This is a genomic window from Dongia sp., from assembly GCF_041910485.1.
Taxonomy (GTDB): Bacteria; Pseudomonadota; Alphaproteobacteria; order Dongiales; family Dongiaceae; genus Dongia.
Genome location: NZ_JAYRQR010000014.1, coordinates 42,573 through 59,325, shown reverse-complemented (window position 1 = coordinate 59,325; position 16,753 = coordinate 42,573). Strand labels below are relative to the sequence as shown.

Sequence of the window (16,753 nt, the reverse complement as noted above, 5' to 3'; positions counted from 1 at the left end):
GGTTTTGGCAAACGCCTCTCCGTTTCGCCTCTCCGCTGATTTACCTGCCCGCTGAATGGGTTAGTCACGTTCGACAAAATTTGTGTCTGCGAAGGGGAACCCAAGTCGGATCATTCGGTTCCTGCTGTATCGAAAAATTCTCCTGGCCAATGGGACTGCCGGGGTGAAAAGCCAATGAATTCAAACCAGAATGGGTGGCAACGTGCGGGCTAACTCTGACGAAATCGTCCACAATCTCAAATACCTGCGCCGCTATGCGCGCGCTTTGATGGGATCCCAGGAGACCGGCGACCTTTATGTTCGCGTGGCGCTTGAGGCCCTGCTGGCGGAGCCAGACCTGCTCCCTGCCGGCATCGACGTGAAGCTTGGCCTCTTCAAACTTTTCCACGCGGTCTCGAACCGCCATCTGGACCCGGCCGAGGAGCGCGACGACCTGGTCGACCTATCGGTCCAGGCGCGCCTGCGCGCCCTGCCGGCATCCGAGCGACAGATCCTGCTGCTCACCTCGCTTGAAGGCTTCACGATTTCGGATGCCGCGACGATTCTCGACATTTCGCAAGCCGAAGCCGAGGCCCTGCTGGTCGATGCCTGGACGACGGTCAATCAGCAGATCGCAACGTCGATCCTGGTGATCGAGGACGAGCCGGTCATCGCCCTCGATATCTCGAGCCTCGTCACCGATCTCGGTCACAAGGTCGTCGGTGTGGCCGCCAGCCAGACGGAGGCTGTCACCCTATTCAAGAAGATGCAGCCCGGGCTCATCCTTGCCGATATCGATCTCGGCGCCGGCGGATCGGGCATCACCGCAGTCACGGACATCCTGCGCATGTCGTCGGTGCCGGTGATCTTCGTCACCGCCTACCCGGAGCGTCTCTTGACCGGCGAACGGCCCGAGCCGACCTATCTCGTCACCAAACCCTTCGAGCCCGACACGCTCAAGGTGACGATTTCGCAGGCCTTGTCCTTTACCAGCTCAGGCCAAGCCAAGCGGGTCGCCGTCTGATATCGCGTGGCGGCGGTTGGCACCAGCACAACCGCCGCCCGCCACTTCTTCCAGGCGATCGCCACACCGCCGACTTCCAATTTGAGTCTGCCATCATGTGTCCTTCATGGGATCAAAATCGGCGTGGCCGCAGCTGGGAAGGTCGGACCAGATGATCGCTTCTCTCTTCCAGCCGTTGCGGCACCGCCTGATTCTACTGTTTGCAATCGTGCTGATGGTACCGAGCGGTTTCGGCATCTGGGCGGCGATCGGTGAATACCGCAGCCAGATGCGGACCGCGCGCGAGGCGATGCAACAATTCGCCGCGCTTGCTTCCAATTATGAGTCAAATCTGCTGTGGCAATCGCAGCAAATCGTGCAGAGCTTGACCACCGACGAGAACGTGCTCGCGGCCGTTCGCGGTTCAGCAGATCCACGCCTGCAAGATGCCTGCAACGATGCGTTTTACCGCGCCATCAAACCGTTCCCGCCTTACGGTGGCGCCGTACTCTATGACCTGGCCGGCACGCCGCGTTGCCAGTGGGATCCTAAGAGACAGATCATCAATGTTTCGCAGCGCGCTTGGTTTGCGACGGTCAAGAAGACGGGGGCCGCCACCATCAGCGGCTATCTGAGTTCGCCCGCATTGAAGGAGCCGATCATCTCCTTTGCCGCGCCGGTATATGATGTCGATGGCGTCATGAAAGGCGCGGTTTCCCTCGGCATCCGCCTCAACTGGCTTTCCGCCATCGGACAAGAGCCGGGCTTGCCAGGCATTGCCGAGGTAACGCTCGTCGACCGCGACGGTCGTATTCTGGTCAGTTCGGCAAGCGAAGCGGAAGCCACGACACGCTTGCCGGCCGCAGCCGAGATGGAGGCCATCCTCCACGGCAAGCAACGCCTCCTCGACGCTGACGGCCGCGATGGAACAGCCCGTATCTATGCCGCAAACGCCTTGGGAAACGACAGCTTGTTCGTTCTCCTCAGCATACCCCGGGCGGCCGTGGTAGACCCCTTGCGGCGCGACCTCCTGGTGCAGATCGGCATTCTGTGCCTTGTCTCCATCGCCGGGATGATGGCCGCGATCCTGGGCGCGCGCCTCCTCGTCACCAAATGGACTGAGAAGCTCACCCGTGCCGCCGATGCGATGGCCTTGGGCAGGCTCGACACTCAATCGGAGTTGCGCGGTGCGCCGATCGAAATCTGGCAGCTTGGTGAGAATCTGAAATCGATGGCGACCCGGCTTGAGCATCGCGAAGCGGATCTGCGCGAGACGCTGAGACAGAAGCAATTGATGCTTCGCGAGATTCATCACCGGGTGAAGAATAACCTGCAGATCGTCACCAGCCTCCTCAACCTCTACGCCCGCGTGCCGCGTGGCGATTCATTCCGCCAGGCATTCACGGATCTTCAGGTCCGCATCAACGCTTTGGCGTTGGTGCACCGGCATCTCTACGAAAGCGAGGATCTGAAAGAGATCGACCTGGCGCCCTTCATGCGCAATCTCTGCTCCTTGCTGCAGGATGCATCCGGGGTATCGGCGCGGCGCGTCACCATCAACGTCGCGGTGCCGGCCTTGCGCATGTCCGGTGACCGCGCGGTGCCGCTGGCCTTGCTGACGACCGAGATCCTGACGAACAGCCTGAAGCACGCCTTTCCGGATCAGCGCCGCGGCCGGATCGATATCGAAATGGTGGTCGACGGTGCCGGCGATGCCCATCTCAGCATCATCGACGACGGCATTGGGCCCGCGACGATTGCGGAAGCCGACGCCAGCACGACCATGGGCGCCACCCTCATCGCCGCCTTTGCCAAGCAACTGGGTGGAAAAATGAACGTCGCCGGCCCACCGGGCTCGACGACGCACATCGACTTCAACATTCGTCCCGCAGGACAAGTGACGGATAGATCGCCCGCCTAGGAGTTCGGCTTGGCCGCGGCGATGACCGCATATTCCAGTTCGTCAAGCTCTTGGCGCGGCGCCTTGATTTCGTTGACGATGGTCGACCCTTCATTGGGCGACAGCTTCACCCCTTGCGGCGAGGTCGGGCTTCGCGATTTGCGAATGACGTCCAGCAACCGCCCGATGGCACCCGGCAGGTCCAGCGCCTCGGCGAGCACATCGCCAGCCTCGCGGGGCGCTTGGCTTGTCGCCGCCGAGAGCTGCTTGGTATAGGCTTCAAGGAATGGCGCCCGCCCCACCTTGGCATAGCAGGCGGCATCGAGCAGTACCGATTTCACAAGCGTCGGCCGCCCGGCCCGGTCGGGGTCGGAATAGTCCCGAATCGTCTTGGGCGAAAGATTGGCGGCCTTGGCCGCGTTGGTGACACCCAGGATACGCAGCGCATCCAGGGTGGCATCTTCGAAAGATCCCGCAGCGCGAATTTTGGTCATTCTACCTCCAACTTCCTGCGCCGGCCTTCAGTGACAAGGCCATTGGAAATGCAGAGGGCACAGTTGCCCGACCGGGTCGATAGGGACCTCGGTTCCAGTTAGAACCATCCAGCCAGTACAGAGTTCCGTCGCGCGGAACGCAAGGTCACAGACGATGGCGCTTTGGGCGGAAACGGGCGCGTTAAGGATTGAAAAGACCGCTTTGGCGGGAGGGTCATATTCTACAATGTAGAATAAGCGTCACTCCGAGCGCGGCATCAGATAGCGGGCGGCGAGCAGGCAGAGGAGCGTCGTGAAGGCCAGGATCAGGGCCACCAGGGCATTGATGTCCGGCGTGAACCCGAGCCGCATCATCGCCCAAAGGCGGATGGGCAGCGTATTGTCGGTCCCCGTCACCAGCAGCGTGATCATCGTTTCATCGAACGACAAGGCGAAGGCGAGGATCCCCGCCCCGATCATCGCCGAGGTGAGGTTGGGGAGCAGCACATAGCGGAAGGTCTGCCACGAACTGGCGCCGAGATCGTAGGACGCTTCGACCAGTGAGCGGCTCAGCGATTGCAGGCGGACGAGCAGGGTTCGATAGACGAGCGCCAGCACGAAGACCGTGTGCCCGATGATGACGGTTACCAATGAGCGGTCGAATTCGATCTCGCGGAAATAGATGAGGAGCGACAGGCCGGTGATGATCGGCGGCATCAGGAACGGCAGGAAGATGATGAACTGCAAGACCTGCCGGCCCCGCGAACGCCCACCGTTCACATAGAGGGCCGCGGCAATGCCGAGAACGAGGGAACAGATGACGGCGGCGGCGCCGACCATCAGCGTGTTGCGCAGCGCGATGAGAATGCCCTCGTTGGAGACAAGCGTCACATAAGCTGAAGCGGTGGGCTGCTGCCAATCGACCACACCCTGCTTCAACATAAAGAATGACGAGGCGATCGGCACGAAGATCGGCCCGTAAAGCAGGATGAAGACGAAGCCGGTGATGGCCGCCAACCAATATTGCCGTCCCGTATCGCGCGTCATTGCGGCTTGCTCCGGTCGCGGCCGAAGACGGCGCTGATGCCGATGGCCACAATGACGACGATGGCAAGGATCACCGACAGCGCGGCGCCGAAGGGCCAGTTGAAGGCGGTGCCGAACTGGCTGTAGATGATGCGCCCGAAGGTGAAGCCGCTTTGCCCGCCCACCATCTGCGGTGTCAGGAAATCGCCAATGGCCAGAACGAAGACGAAGGTGAGCGCGGTGACGACACCGGGCAGGCTCAAGGGCAGGATCACGCGCCCGAAGGTTTGCAGGCTGCTCGCCCCCAGATCCGCCGAAGCATCCATGAGCGATTTCGGGATGCGTTCGAGCGACAGGAAGATCGGCAGCACGGCAAAGGGAATGAGAAGAACGGTGAGTGTCAGCAGCACGGCGTTCAAGTTGAAGACAAAGACGGTCAACGGCTCGTCGATGATTCCCAGCCACAGCAGGGTCCGGTTGAGCACGCCGTTGCCACCGAGGATCGAGCGGATGGCGTAGATCTTGATGACATAGCTCATCAAGAGTGGCACCAGCAGCAGCATGAGGAGCACATAGCGCTTGCGGCCGCGCAAGCCGGCCAGGAAATAGGCAACCGGATAGCCTGCAAGCACGGTCAGGCCCGCCACTTCGAGGCAAAGAATGCAGGTCTGCAACAGGACCGGCAGGAAGACGGGATCGGTGAAGAAGCGGATATAGTTGCGCAAGGTGAGCGCGTAGCTCATCTGCCCCTGTTCGGTCCAGAAGAAGCTGTAGGCAAGGAACCCGACGAGCGGGAAGAGAATGAAAGCGAGCGGATAGGCAAAGACCGCCAACCGCGCCGGCCAGGAAATCTCCCTGTTCGCCGCGCCTGCCATCGTCACACCAGCACGAGACGGCATTCGGCCGCACGCCAATAAAGATTGGCGACATCGCCTGGCTTCAGCGCAATGCCTTCAACGCGGCTGGGGAAACGCAACCGCAGCGCGGTCGCGCCACCGCTGCCGGCGGCGATATTGGCAAGAGTGTGCGCCCCGGCAAAGCTGATGTCGGAGACGATGCCCTGCGCCATGTTCGGTGCCTCGCCGGCAAGGGGTGCGAGCGCCACAGCTTCCGGCCGGAAGACAGCAAAAGCGGCCGCGCCCACGGGCGCTGCGGCAAGATGCGGCTGACCGTCGATGGCGCAGTGAAGCGTGCCCAACGCCGTCTCGATGGCGCGGGTGTCGCCGTGCGCTGGGCCGAGGCGGCCTTCGACCAGATTGTTGTCACCGAAGAACCGGGCCACAAACTGGTTGGCGGGGCGGTAATAGACTTCGTGCGCCGTGCCCAATTGCTGAATATGGCCGCTGTTCATGACGCAGATGCGATCAGCCATCGAGATCGCCTCTTCCTGATCGTGGGTAACGAACAGGAAAGTCGTCTTGATTTCGCGCTGAATGTCCTTGAGGAAGAGCTGCATCTGGCGGCGCAATTCGACATCGAGTGCGGCGAGCGGTTCGTCGAGAAGAATGAGGCGCGGCCGGCAGATGATGGCGCGCGCCAAAGCCACGCGCTGGCGCTGGCCACCGGAAAGCTGCCCCGGCAGGCGGCGCGCAAAATCGCGCAGCTGCACGAGGTCGAGTGCTTCGCCAACGCGAGAGTCGATTTCCGATTGGCGCACGCCGCGCACCTTGAGGCCGTAGCCGACATTGGCGGCAACGCTCATGTGCGGGAAAAGCGCATAATCCTGGAAGACCGTGTTGAACGGCCGCTTGTTGATGGGCAAGCCGCTGATGTCGGCGCCGTCGAGGAGGATTTCACCACTGCTGGGATTTTCGAAGCCGCCGATCATGCGCAGGATCGTGGTCTTGCCGGAACCGGACGGGCCCAGGATGGTGATGAACTCGCCGTCCTTCACGGCAAGATCGATCCGCTGCAGAACCTCGGTCTGTCCGAAGCTCTTCGAGACGGCTTTCAGTTCCAGCAGCAATCTGTCAGCGGTCATGTTTGCGGTGCGTTCAATTGTTCGGATTTGATAAATCGAAGCCCCCTCACCCCGTTTCGGCGGAGCAAGGGGGCCGGTTCAAAAGACGTTACTGAGCGGCCTTGATCTCGTTCCAGAGATCGGCGCGCTTGGTCGGATCTTCGACCGCCTCGAGATAGATGAGCTTGTCATCCGGCGCGGCGTTGGCCGAAGGCGCCACGGTGTTGCCGAAGCCGGTGCGCTGCGACAGCTGCTCACCGATCTGCTTCTGGAGAAGGAAGTTGATCCACTCCTCGGCCAGTTCCTTGTCCTCGACACCGCTGGTCAGCGCCCAGGTATCGAGCCAGGCAAGAGCGCCTTCCTTGGGGTTCACATAGGCGATTGGCGCACCGGCATCCTTCATGGCTTTCACCTGCTGCTGGCCGTAATTGGCCCAGATGAGCGCCACATCGTTGCTCTGATAGATCTGCAGGGCCTCGTCGGCGGTCGAATAGAAGGACAGGACGTTGCTCTTCAGATCGGTGAGCTTCTTCTTGATCGTGTCCATCTGCTCGGGCGAGAGATGGAATGGATCCGCGATGCCGAGGGTAAGGGCGGTGAAGGAGAAGTTATGCTCGCCATTGTCGTAGGCGAGTACCTTGCCCTTGTACTGCGGATCCCAGAGGATATCCATCGAGGTGGGCGGCGTCTTCACCTTGTTGGTGTCGTAGATGAGGCCGATTGAATCGAAGCAGAACGGGATGGCGTGAACCTTGCCGTCACGCATCACGCCTTTGACTTTCGTGAGGTCGTTGAAGATCGGCAGCTGGCTCTTCTGGTTCGGGATCTTGTCGAGATCGATCGGCGTGGTGAGGCCGGCATCGATGTAGCGCTGCAGCTGCGCCGTGTTGACGGCGAAGAGATCGAAATCCTTGCCTTCCGAGCCCTTGATCTTGGCCCAGATCTCGTCATCGGTGCCGATGAAGACGACGCTGACGTCGGCACCGGTCTTCTGTTCGAATTCCTTGACCCAATCATCGTCGGCATAGCCTTGCCAAGCGAGGACGCGCAGTTCCTTGGCGTCGGCGGCAGAAACCCCCAGCACCCCGGTTCCCATCAGGACGCAGAGGCCGGCCATCAGCGGCAATCCGCGCTTCACCAGTTTCCCAAACATATTGACCCTCCTTGTTGGTTGTTCGACTGCATCATTCTTCGTTGATGTCTTTAGAGAACCTTTACCGTCACCAGGCCTTCGTCCGGCACCGCCACCATTTTGTTGCGGAGCGTTTTGCCGAAGGCACTGGCCTCGATCTCGAATACATCACCCACCTGGGTCTTGATGCCCGAGGCATAGGACATGACTGCCGCGCCGAAGAAATAGGCGTGGAGATCGCCCGGTCGCCGGAACATCGAATAACGGAAATGATAGTGCTCCAGATTGGCGATGGAATGCGACATGTTCTTTTCACCGGAGAGAAAGTCTTCCTCCCACAGAACCTTGCCGTCGCGCAGGATGCGCGACTTGCCGCGCACATCGTCGGGCAGGTCGCCCACGAGCAGTTCCGGGCCCATCGAACAGGCGCGGAGCTTGGAATGCTGGGTGTAGAGATAGTTCTGCGCCTCGGTCACATGGTCCGAGAATTCATTCCCCAGCGTGTAACCGATGCGATAGGGCGCGCCGTCGGGACCGACGATGTAGAGGCCGACGATCTCGGCTTCTTCGGCGCCGGCAAGCGCAAAGGCCGGCAGGGGGATATCCTCGCCCGGCGCCAGAACGCAAGTGCCGACACCCTTGTAGAACCATTCCGGCTGGATGCCGATCTGGCCCGCGTCAGGCTTGCCACCGGAAAGACCCATGCGAAAGATCTTCATCGAATCCGATTCAGGCGCACCGTCGCCATGTGTCGCGATATGCATCTTGTTGCGGGCCGAGGCGCTGCCGATATGGGTAAGGCCCGTACCGGTGATGAAGAAGCGCGCGGGCTCGGGATGTTCGAGCGGCGCCATCACCTGCTTTTTGGCCAGGAGTTCGGCATAGTCGACCGTGCGGTCGGTCGCCAACTCCTTGACCAATGCTGCGATGTTTGACTGGCGGGCGATGGCCAGATTGGCAAGTTCGAAGACACTCGATACCTGACCGATCTCCTTGGCGTGATCGCCGTCCGGCTGGACCCAGCCGACATGGCGGTGACCGTCCCGGAAATATTGAATGAGGCGCATGGTTCTTGCTCCCTTATGTCGGGTCCGTTAGACCCAACCACCATCGACAATGAAATTTTGCGAAGCGCACATGCGGCTGTCGTCGGCAGCCAGAAACAGCACCATGCGCGCGATATCAGCCGGAAACAGCCGGTCCTTGAGGCATTGGCGATCGTCGATCTGGCGCTCGCCCGCCTCGTTGAGCCACAGTTTGACCTGCCGGTCGGTCATCACCCAGCCCGGCAGAACGCAATTGACGCGGATGCGTTCGGGCCCGAACTCGCGCGCAAGAGCGCGCGTCATGCCCGTGATGGCCGCCTTCGACGTGACATAGCCGGGGCAATCGCCGTCACCCACCAGCCAGGTGATCGAGCCGAAATTGATGATCGATCCACCGCCGGCATCGCGCATCATGGGGCGCACGGCCTGTGCGGCGAAGAATTGGTGGCGGACGTTGACCGCCATGCGGTCGTCCCAATATTCGGGCGTCACATCCTCGCTGCGATGCCGATCGTCATTGCCGGCATTGTTGACGAGGACGCGGATGGGGCCATGTTTCGCGGCCGTCGCCGCAATGGCCCCGCGCAGGGCTTCGATGTCGCGGAGATCGCATTTGATGAAATCGGGCCGCGCATGGCCGGCCGCCGCGATGCGATCGCACACGGCCTTGGACGCATCGGCTGCAATATCGACGAAAGTGACCTTGGCCCCCTGCTGGCAGAGATGCGTCACGATGCTTTCGCCAATGCCGCTGCCACCGCCCGTGACGAAGACGACGCGGTCCTTGAGGCTGGGATAGATGGCTGGCTGGTCGATGAGGCCGGTCATGGTTTTTTGCTATGTTCTAGTGTGATTGCCGGGGGACGCCGGCGCCGCGCTGGCCGACGAGGAAGTCGAAATCGCAGCCGCGATCGGCCTGCAGGACATGATCGACGAAGAGCTTGGCATAGCCGCTGCCCGTCGCCGTGCCGGTCGGGATCGGCGGCTGCCAGGCAGCCTTCCGCGCGGCGAGTTCCGCCTCCGGCACATCGAGGTGAAGGCGCCGGCCGGCAACATCGAGCTCGATCATGTCGCCATCGCTCACCAAGGCCAGGGGGCCGCCAAGGGCTGCTTCAGGCGCGGTGTGGAGGACGACGGTGCCGAAAGCCGTGCCGCTCATGCGCGCATCGGATATGCGCACCATGTCGGTAATGCCCTTCTTGAGGAGTTTCGCCGGGAGCGGCATGTTGCCGACCTCGGCCATGCCGGGATAGCCGCGCGGACCGCAATTCTTCAGCACCATGACGCAGGTCTCGTCGATGTCGAGATCCGGATCGTCGACACGGGCATGGTAATGCTCGATGGTTTCGAAGACGACGGCACGGCCTTTGTGCTGCATCAAGGCTGGTGTTGCGGCCGACGGTTTGATGACCGCACCATTGGGGGCGAGATTGCCGCGCAGCACCGCGATGCCACCTTCCGGCGTCAGCGGATTGCCGAGATCGCGGATCACTTCCTTGTTGTAATTGGGGGCATCCTTGATGACATCGGCGATGGTGCCGCCGGCGACGCTCGCGGCATCCAGATGCAGCATGCCGGCCTCGGCCAGCGCCTTCATCACCGCCTTGAGACCGCCCGCGTAATAGAATTCCTCCATCAGGAAGCGGCCGGAGGGCAGCAGATCGACGATGGTGGGAACGCCGCGACCGAGCCGGTCCCAATCATCGAGCGAGAGATCGATGCCGAGGCGGCGCGCCACCGCAATCAGATGAATGACGGCATTGGTCGAACCGCCGATGGCGCCGTTGACGCGGATCGCGTTCTCGAACGCCTGCTTGGTGAGGATCTGCGACATCGGCACATCCTCCTTCACCAGATCGACGATGCGCCGGCCGGCGAGATGCGCCAGCACGTTGCGGCGCGCATCAACCGCCGGAATGGCGGCATTGTCCGGAAGGCCGATGCCCAGCGCTTCGACCATGCTGGCCATCGTCGAGGCCGTGCCCATCGTCATGCAGGAGCCGGCCGAGCGGCTTTGCCCCTGTTCGGCGGCAAGAAAATCCTCGATCGAGAGGCGGCCGGCCTTCACGTCCTCGAACACTTTCCAGACATGGGTGCCCGAACCGATGGGGGCGCCACGGAAATTGCCGTTGAGCATCGGCCCGCCGGAGACGGCGATGGTGGGCAGGTCGCAGGAGGCAGCGCCCATGAGAAGTGCCGGTGTGGTCTTGTCGCAGCCGACCAATAGGATGACGCCGTCCATCGGGTTGCCGCGGATCGATTCCTCGACATCCATTGAGGCGAGGTTGCGGAACATCATCGCGGTCGGGCGCAAATTGGATTCGCCCAGAGACATCACCGGAAATTCGAGCGGCAGGCCGCCCGCTTCATAGACGCCGCGCTTCACATGATCGGCGAGGTTGCGCAGATGCGCATTGCAGGGGGTGAGTTCGGAATAGGTGTTGCAGATGCCGATGACCGGGCGCCCGTCGAAGACATCTGCCGGCAGGCCCTCATTCTTCATCCATGAGCGATGCATGAAGGCATTCTTGCCCTGACCGCCGAACCATTCCGCCGATCGCAGCTTGCGCGGCCACTTGGCCATGTCCCTACTCCGCCTGCCCTGTTGTTTTGTCCCGGATCGGCACTTGCTCGCCCGATTTTTGTTTGGTATCACGAAACACTGTTTCGCATGACCATGACTGTAAGGCTGAGAGATGCAGGAAGTCAATCACGTGGCGAAAGAAAGCCAGGACGAACGATATCGCGTACAGAGCCTGGGCCGTGCCCTGGACCTATTGGAACTGCTGGCCCGTGCCGGCCGCGACGGCGGGCGGCTGACCGACCTGGCCTTGGGGCTCGGCCTCTCCAAGGCCGCGACCTACGCCATCCTGCAGACCTTCCAGTCGCGCGGCTTTATTTCGGCGATCGGCGAGGGACCGACCAAGCGCTATCGGCTCGGCATGTCGCTCGCCCGCATGGGCGATCTGGCCATCGCCAATATCGCGCTCGCCGACATCGCCATGCCGGTGTTGCGCGCCCTCACCCGCGAAGTGGGGCTGACCAGCCGCGTCGCCATCATGGATGATGGCTATGCCGTCGTCATCGGCCGCGCCGATGCGCCGGGCGCCGTTCGCTTCGATGCGGCCCTCGGCCGGCGCGAACTGCCGCATTCCTCGGCGGTCGGCAAGGCGATGCTGGCGGCGCTTCCCCGCCATCAGGCCAAGGCCATCATCGATGCGGTCGGGCTGCCGCGCCGGACGCCGCACACGCTGACGACGCCGGATGCTTTGCGCGCCGATCTCGACCGCATCGTGCTGCGCGGCTATGCGGTGGATGACGAGGAGGATACCGAAGGCGTCGTGTGCATCGGCACCTGCGTCTTCGACCGCACCGGGAATGCCGTCGGCGCCATCAGCATTACCGGGCTCAAGCAGAATTCAGGCGGCGAGCGGCAGGAACAGCTGGCCGCCATCCTCATCGGCTATGCCGATCAATTGTCGCGGCATATGGGCGGGCTGGGCAGCAGCGATGCCTGGGCGTTGCGCCGGGTGGCGTGATGGCGGAAGTGCGCTTGGAAGCCGGCCCCTATGCGCTGTCGCTGCGGCCGGAGATTGGCGGCGCGATTGCGCAATTCACGTGGCGGCACCCCGATGGGCGCCGTCTCGATTTGATGCGACCGATGAGCGAGACTGCGATTGCCGCCGGCAACAGCGGCGATGCGGCCTGCTTCCCGCTCTTTCCCTATTCCAACCGCATCCGGCGCGGGCGATTCACCTTCGAGGGTGTCGACTATCAGCTGCCGATGAATACCGAGGAGTCCAACCCGCAGCACGGTCATGGCTGGCAGCGGAACTGGAATGTGCTGGAGCGCGCGTCGGCGCAGGCCACGATCGGCTTCACCCACGATCCGGCGCAGGACCCGGGCTGGCCCTTCGCCTATGAAGCGCGGCAAAGCTTCGCCCTCGATGCGGACGGTCTCAGCGTCACCCTATTGGCCCGCAACCGCGACCATCGCGCGATGCCGTTCGGGTTCGGTCTTCACCCCTATTTTCCGCGCGGCGGCGGGGCGCGTCTCACCGCCACAGTCACCGGTTATTGGAACGCGGACCGCGATGTGATGCCGACGGAGCATGTCGGTGTACCGGCCACCTATGACCTCAATCGCGGTCTCACCATGCGGGATGTCGTGATCGACAATGTGTTCACCGGATTCGGCGGACGGGCGGAGATCGATTGGCCTGAATGGCAGACCCGCCTCGTCATGGCGGCGTCCGAGAGTCTTGGCCAACTGGTCGTCTATGTGCCGGATCAGGCAACCCAGGCAGCGGAAAGTGCCACCGGCATGGCGCCCTATTTCTGCGCGGAGCCCGTCAGCAACATCACCGATGCCGTCAACCTCGACCGCGCCGACAACGGGCTCATCGTTCTGGCGCCCGGCGCCACCGTGGAGGCAATTGTGCGATTCACGGCGGAACCGGTTACGAGCGGATGAACTTCATCAGATCGTCCAGCACCAGCGGCTTGGCGATGAGATAACCCTGGGCGATGTCGCAGCCCATATCCCGCAGCAGGTCGAACTGTTCCTGTGTTTCGACGCCTTCGGCGACCGTGGCAAGGCCGATGGCCCGCGCCAGGCCGATGACGCTTTCGACGATCTGCCGGTCGATGGCATTGGTCGTGATACCGCGCACGAAGCTCTGGTCGATCTTGACGCCGTCGAGCGGAAAGGTGCGCAGGTAGGACAGCGACGAATAGCCGGTGCCGAAATCATCGACCACGACACTGACACCCTTGCCGCGCAGCTCACGCGTCACGTTGGCCGCGAAGTCCATGTCGAGAATGACCGAGGTTTCGGTGATTTCCACCTCGAGACCGCTGGGCCCCATCTGATGCGCGCCAAGAGCGCCATCGACGCGGCTGACGAAATTGCTGTGGAGTTCCGCACCCGAGGCATTGACCGCGATCTTGGTCGGCAGGCCCGCATCCTGCAATTGACGCGCGGACTTGGCGGCATGGTTGAGGACCCAGTCGCTGACCCGGTCGACGAAGCCGGTCTTCTCGACGATCGGGATGAAGAGGCCGGGGGAAATGAGGCCGCGTTCCGGACTCTGCCAGCGGATCAGCGCCTCGGCACCGACAACGCGCCGGTCCGTCATGCTGACCTTGGGCTGGAAGGCCAGGAACAATTCGTCCTTGGCGATCGCCTTGCCGATATTGTCCTCGATGAACTGCATGACCTGCAAATGGTCGCGCACCGGATCGTCGACGCGGACCAAACTGTGCCCACCATCACGACGCGAGAAGCGCAGGGCGAGCAGCGCATCTTCCAGCATATTGAGCGGCAGGCGTGCATCTCCCTCGCGATACTCAGCAATGACGATGGTCGACGTCACCGGCAGGCGGATTCCCGTCACTTCCAGCGTGGTGTCGACCAGCGCTCCGACCTTGCGGGTGATTCCGTCCCAATCGTGATTGCCCTCGACCAGGAGCGCAAAGACATCGGTCTCGATCTGATAAAGATGCGCTGCCATGTCGCCGGAGCTCGCGCCAAGGCCCGCCAGGTATTGCTCCAGCAGCAGCTTGGCTGCCTGGCTGCCGAATTGCGGCGTAAAGCGGTGATAGGCGTCGATGCTGGCCAAGACCAGCATGCTGTCCGGAAAATTCTTCTGCTGCAGAACGCCGCGCAGATGTTCGGCATTGGGCAGACTGGTCGAGGTTGACCCGGTCGCCAGATAATCGGACAGATCGCGCTCGAGCTGCTGCGCCTTGCTGACCACCCGGCGCTTTGCCCGCACGACGGATTCCAGCCGCGATGAGACGGTTGTCAGGAGCACGTCGAAATCGATCGGCTTGATCAGATAGTCGTCGGCGCCGAGCTTCTTGCCCCTGATGAGGTCGCTCTTCTCGCCATAGGCGGTGAGGAAGATGAAAGGGACATCCGCCGCCTCGCTGTCGGAGGCGCGCACTTGCTCCAGCACCTCAAGGCCCGTCATGCGCGGCATGTTGATGTCGCACAGCACGATATCGGGCGCCAGTGTCGTGATCGCCATCAGGGCATCTTCGCCATTGGCGGCCTCGATCACCGAATAGCCGGCATCCCTGAGCTCACCGATGATGTCTTCGCGCAACTCCGGCTCATCTTCAGCACAGAGAATTGTTATTCCGTTGCCGCCGTTTTCCATCCTGTCCACCTGTGCTGACTATGCCGCCGCCGCGTCGCCGGCGGCAACGATCGGCAAGCGCACCGTAAACGTGGTGCCGATGCCGACGCGCGAGTTGATCTCCAAAGAACCACCATGCAACGCAACGAATTTCTTCACCAGATTGAGGCCGACGCCCGTGCCGGGAATGCCTGCCGAAGTCGATGCGCGAAAGAAAGTCTCACCGATATGTTTGATTTCATCGGCCGGAATGCCGACGCCGTTGTCGGTCACCGAGATCCTGATTTCACCATTTTCGCCAACCGCCCGAACGAATATCTCACTGTCTTTTGGCGAATATTTGACCGCATTGGCCAGCAGATTGACCATGATGTGATCCAGGAGACGCGCGTCGCCCTGGCACAATGCCGGCAATGCTTCATACTCGTCGACGATTATGTGATCGCGGGTGATGTCGCGCTGTCGCTTCACAGTATGGCGAATGACGGCGCCGACATCGATTTGGGACGGGTTGAATTCGGTCCGACCTTCCTGGGAGCGCCCCGCTTCCAACATCGTCTCGATAAGCTCGCCCATGCGCCCGACGGTCTGGCGGATGCGATTGACTCGGTCGGTAATGTCCTCTGGTGTCATGCGATCGAGCTTGCGCAGCATGCGCTGCGCCGTGCTGTCGATGATGGCGAGCGGTGTGCGGAATTCATGCGAGGCCATCGAGACGAAGCGGCGCTGCATCTGGCTGTTGCGTTGCTCCTCCACCAGTGCACGCTGAAGGGCTTCGAGCTTTGCCTCTTCCTCGCGCTCAAACCGGATACGGGCTTGACGCAGTTCGGTGGCGACTTTGACGAGATGGCGCTTCTGCCGCTCCTGGCGATAGAGTCCATAGAATGCCAGCGCCGCAAAGGCGATCAGGATAATCAGCTGGAAGATGAGGTTGATCCGTTCAAAGTGCTCCTGCGTGACCAACAGGTCACGCATCGAGCCGAGGCGGCGGGAATCGACCTCAACGGCCTTGGCCGTGAGCTCGTCGATTTCGGGAGCGATTTCCCGACTGCGACGCAGGTAGATCTCGACGGCATCGATGTTGAAGCCATTGGGTCCACCGAGCACTTCATCCATCTGCCGGACCAGGGCCGTGAGCGACGACATAGAGCTGACATAGACCTTTTCGGCCATCATGATGCCACGGTAAGACCCGATATCGACCGTGTTCACGCGGCTGACGAAAATCTCGTAGCGTTTGCGCAGAGCCGGCTCCCATTCCTTGCCGGCAAGGGAGTCGCGCCGATCGTCGACCCCTTCGGACAAGGCCTGGAGGCGGTAGAATTCGACACGGAGCTGGTTGAAGGCCCAAGTAAAATTCTCGCTGCCAGATGCGGTAATGGACTCCACCATATGCTTCCGTTTCTCGAAGAGAAGCCCGGAGGTGACGATGCAGCCGATCAGCCCGACCAACATCACCGCGAGGGTGATATTGAGCGGACTGAACAGCCGTCGATCGATCGGTGGTCGCAGCATTTCCGGTATGGTCTATTTCAGTGTGAGCTTGTCCACCTGCCAGACCGACCGCGTGTAATAGACGTCGTGCTGCAGAACAGGATCGCTGTCGTAAGGGTAGATGACGAAGATCGGCCCCTTGTCGCGTATCGACAGCAGCTCGCCATCCATGCGGGTCGCCAGGATCACACCGAACTTGTCGGCATCTTCGACCGGCAAATCGGCGGAATAGTCGTTGAGTGCATGCGCGGTGATGTTGGCGCCGGTCGCGCCGACGGCATCAAGAACGAGGCGCAGGGATGGGCCAGTGAATGTGCGAACACCGTCATGCCATGGCGTCTTCGTCTTGATATCCGTTTGCGCAAGTGCGTCGAGTTGCGCAAGCGTAAAGGTAACGCTTGATCCCTTGCTGATGGCGCCTTCGATCGTGAGAATGACGTCATCTTGCGCCGCCGCGGTTCCACTCAGCAAGATCGCGACTGAAAGCGCAGCCGCGATGCCTGCAAGGGAAGAGAAAACGCGTTTCATGTCATCTGCTCCAAGCAAGGAATAACCGAGCAGACGATACGACGAATTGATTACCAAATACTTGGCAGT

At 61.7% G+C, this 16,753-nt stretch carries 15 protein-coding genes; 4 read left to right on the top strand and 11 right to left on the bottom strand.

Annotation, left to right across the window (positions count from 1 at the left end; genetic code table 11):
- Positions 1-202 precede the first annotated feature (202 nt).
- Together ACE3PP_RS04780 and ACE3PP_RS04775 are read left to right on the top strand one after the other, a co-directional pair.
- Entirely contained in the window at positions 203-1,003 is an 801-nt protein-coding gene (locus ACE3PP_RS04780; protein WP_374378484.1) for a response regulator, read from the top strand.
- A 151-nt stretch (positions 1,004-1,154) separates the two neighbouring features.
- Positions 1,155-2,903, top strand: a complete 1,749-nt coding sequence (locus ACE3PP_RS04775) for a histidine kinase dimerization/phosphoacceptor domain -containing protein (protein ID WP_374378482.1) — start codon at positions 1,155-1,157, stop codon at positions 2,901-2,903.
- Here the strand turns inward: ACE3PP_RS04775 and ACE3PP_RS04770 are convergent.
- The 8 genes from ACE3PP_RS04770 to ACE3PP_RS04735 all read right to left on the bottom strand — a co-directional run bounded on the left by ACE3PP_RS04770 (position 2,900) and on the right by ACE3PP_RS04735 (position 11,103).
- Positions 2,900-3,376 (bottom strand): hypothetical protein, encoded by a 477-nt coding sequence (locus tag ACE3PP_RS04770; protein WP_374378480.1) that lies wholly within the window; start codon positions 3,374-3,376, stop codon positions 2,900-2,902. The genes ACE3PP_RS04775 and ACE3PP_RS04770 overlap by 4 nt on opposite strands.
- A 240-nt stretch (positions 3,377-3,616) precedes the next feature.
- Complete coding sequence (locus tag ACE3PP_RS04765; RefSeq protein ID WP_374378477.1) at positions 3,617-4,402, bottom strand: ABC transporter permease; 786 nt, start codon at positions 4,400-4,402, stop codon at positions 3,617-3,619.
- On the bottom strand, positions 4,399-5,280 hold the full coding sequence (locus ACE3PP_RS04760) for an ABC transporter permease (protein ID WP_374378473.1): 882 nt from the start codon (positions 5,278-5,280) through the stop codon (positions 4,399-4,401). Before ACE3PP_RS04760 ends, ACE3PP_RS04765 begins: the two co-directional genes overlap by 4 nt.
- Entirely contained in the window at positions 5,259-6,362 is a 1,104-nt protein-coding gene (locus tag ACE3PP_RS04755) for an ABC transporter ATP-binding protein (RefSeq protein ID WP_374378470.1), read from the bottom strand. The genes ACE3PP_RS04760 and ACE3PP_RS04755 overlap by 22 nt, the downstream gene beginning before the upstream one ends.
- Before the next feature lie 88 nt (positions 6,363-6,450).
- Positions 6,451-7,494 (bottom strand): ABC transporter substrate-binding protein, encoded by a 1,044-nt coding sequence (locus tag ACE3PP_RS04750; protein ID WP_374378467.1) that lies wholly within the window; start codon positions 7,492-7,494, stop codon positions 6,451-6,453.
- Between the two features lie 50 nt (positions 7,495-7,544).
- Entirely contained in the window at positions 7,545-8,540 is a 996-nt protein-coding gene (gene araD1 / locus ACE3PP_RS04745) for an AraD1 family protein (protein ID WP_374378464.1), read from the bottom strand.
- A gap of 27 nt (positions 8,541-8,567) precedes the next feature.
- Positions 8,568-9,347, bottom strand: coding sequence for an SDR family NAD(P)-dependent oxidoreductase (locus ACE3PP_RS04740; RefSeq protein WP_374378461.1), 780 nt, complete (start codon positions 9,345-9,347; stop codon positions 8,568-8,570).
- A 16-nt stretch (positions 9,348-9,363) separates the two neighbouring features.
- Complete coding sequence (locus ACE3PP_RS04735) at positions 9,364-11,103, bottom strand: IlvD/Edd family dehydratase (RefSeq protein ID WP_374378458.1); 1,740 nt, start codon at positions 11,101-11,103, stop codon at positions 9,364-9,366.
- Positions 11,104-11,233: 130 nt separating this feature from the next.
- Between ACE3PP_RS04735 and ACE3PP_RS04730 the strand changes: the two genes are divergently transcribed.
- Entirely contained in the window at positions 11,234-12,058 is an 825-nt protein-coding gene (locus ACE3PP_RS04730; RefSeq protein WP_374378455.1) for an IclR family transcriptional regulator, read from the top strand.
- A complete protein-coding gene (locus ACE3PP_RS04725; protein ID WP_374378452.1) occupies positions 12,058-12,993 on the top strand; it encodes an aldose 1-epimerase in 936 nt (311 codons plus the stop codon). Before ACE3PP_RS04730 ends, ACE3PP_RS04725 begins: the two co-directional genes overlap by 1 nt.
- Here ACE3PP_RS04725 and ACE3PP_RS04720 read toward each other — a convergent pair.
- The 3 genes from ACE3PP_RS04720 to ACE3PP_RS04710 are packed head-to-tail and all read right to left on the bottom strand — an operon-like array spanning position 12,980 to position 16,684.
- Entirely contained in the window at positions 12,980-14,683 is a 1,704-nt protein-coding gene (locus ACE3PP_RS04720; RefSeq protein ID WP_374378450.1) for a putative bifunctional diguanylate cyclase/phosphodiesterase, read from the bottom strand. The two genes, ACE3PP_RS04725 and ACE3PP_RS04720, sit on opposite strands and share 14 nt — an antisense overlap.
- Before the next feature lie 18 nt (positions 14,684-14,701).
- Complete coding sequence (locus ACE3PP_RS04715; RefSeq protein WP_374378447.1) at positions 14,702-16,177, bottom strand: sensor histidine kinase; 1,476 nt, start codon at positions 16,175-16,177, stop codon at positions 14,702-14,704.
- Between the two features lie 12 nt (positions 16,178-16,189).
- Entirely contained in the window at positions 16,190-16,684 is a 495-nt protein-coding gene (locus ACE3PP_RS04710; protein ID WP_374378445.1) for a molybdopterin-dependent oxidoreductase, read from the bottom strand.
- Positions 16,685-16,753 lie beyond the last annotated feature (69 nt).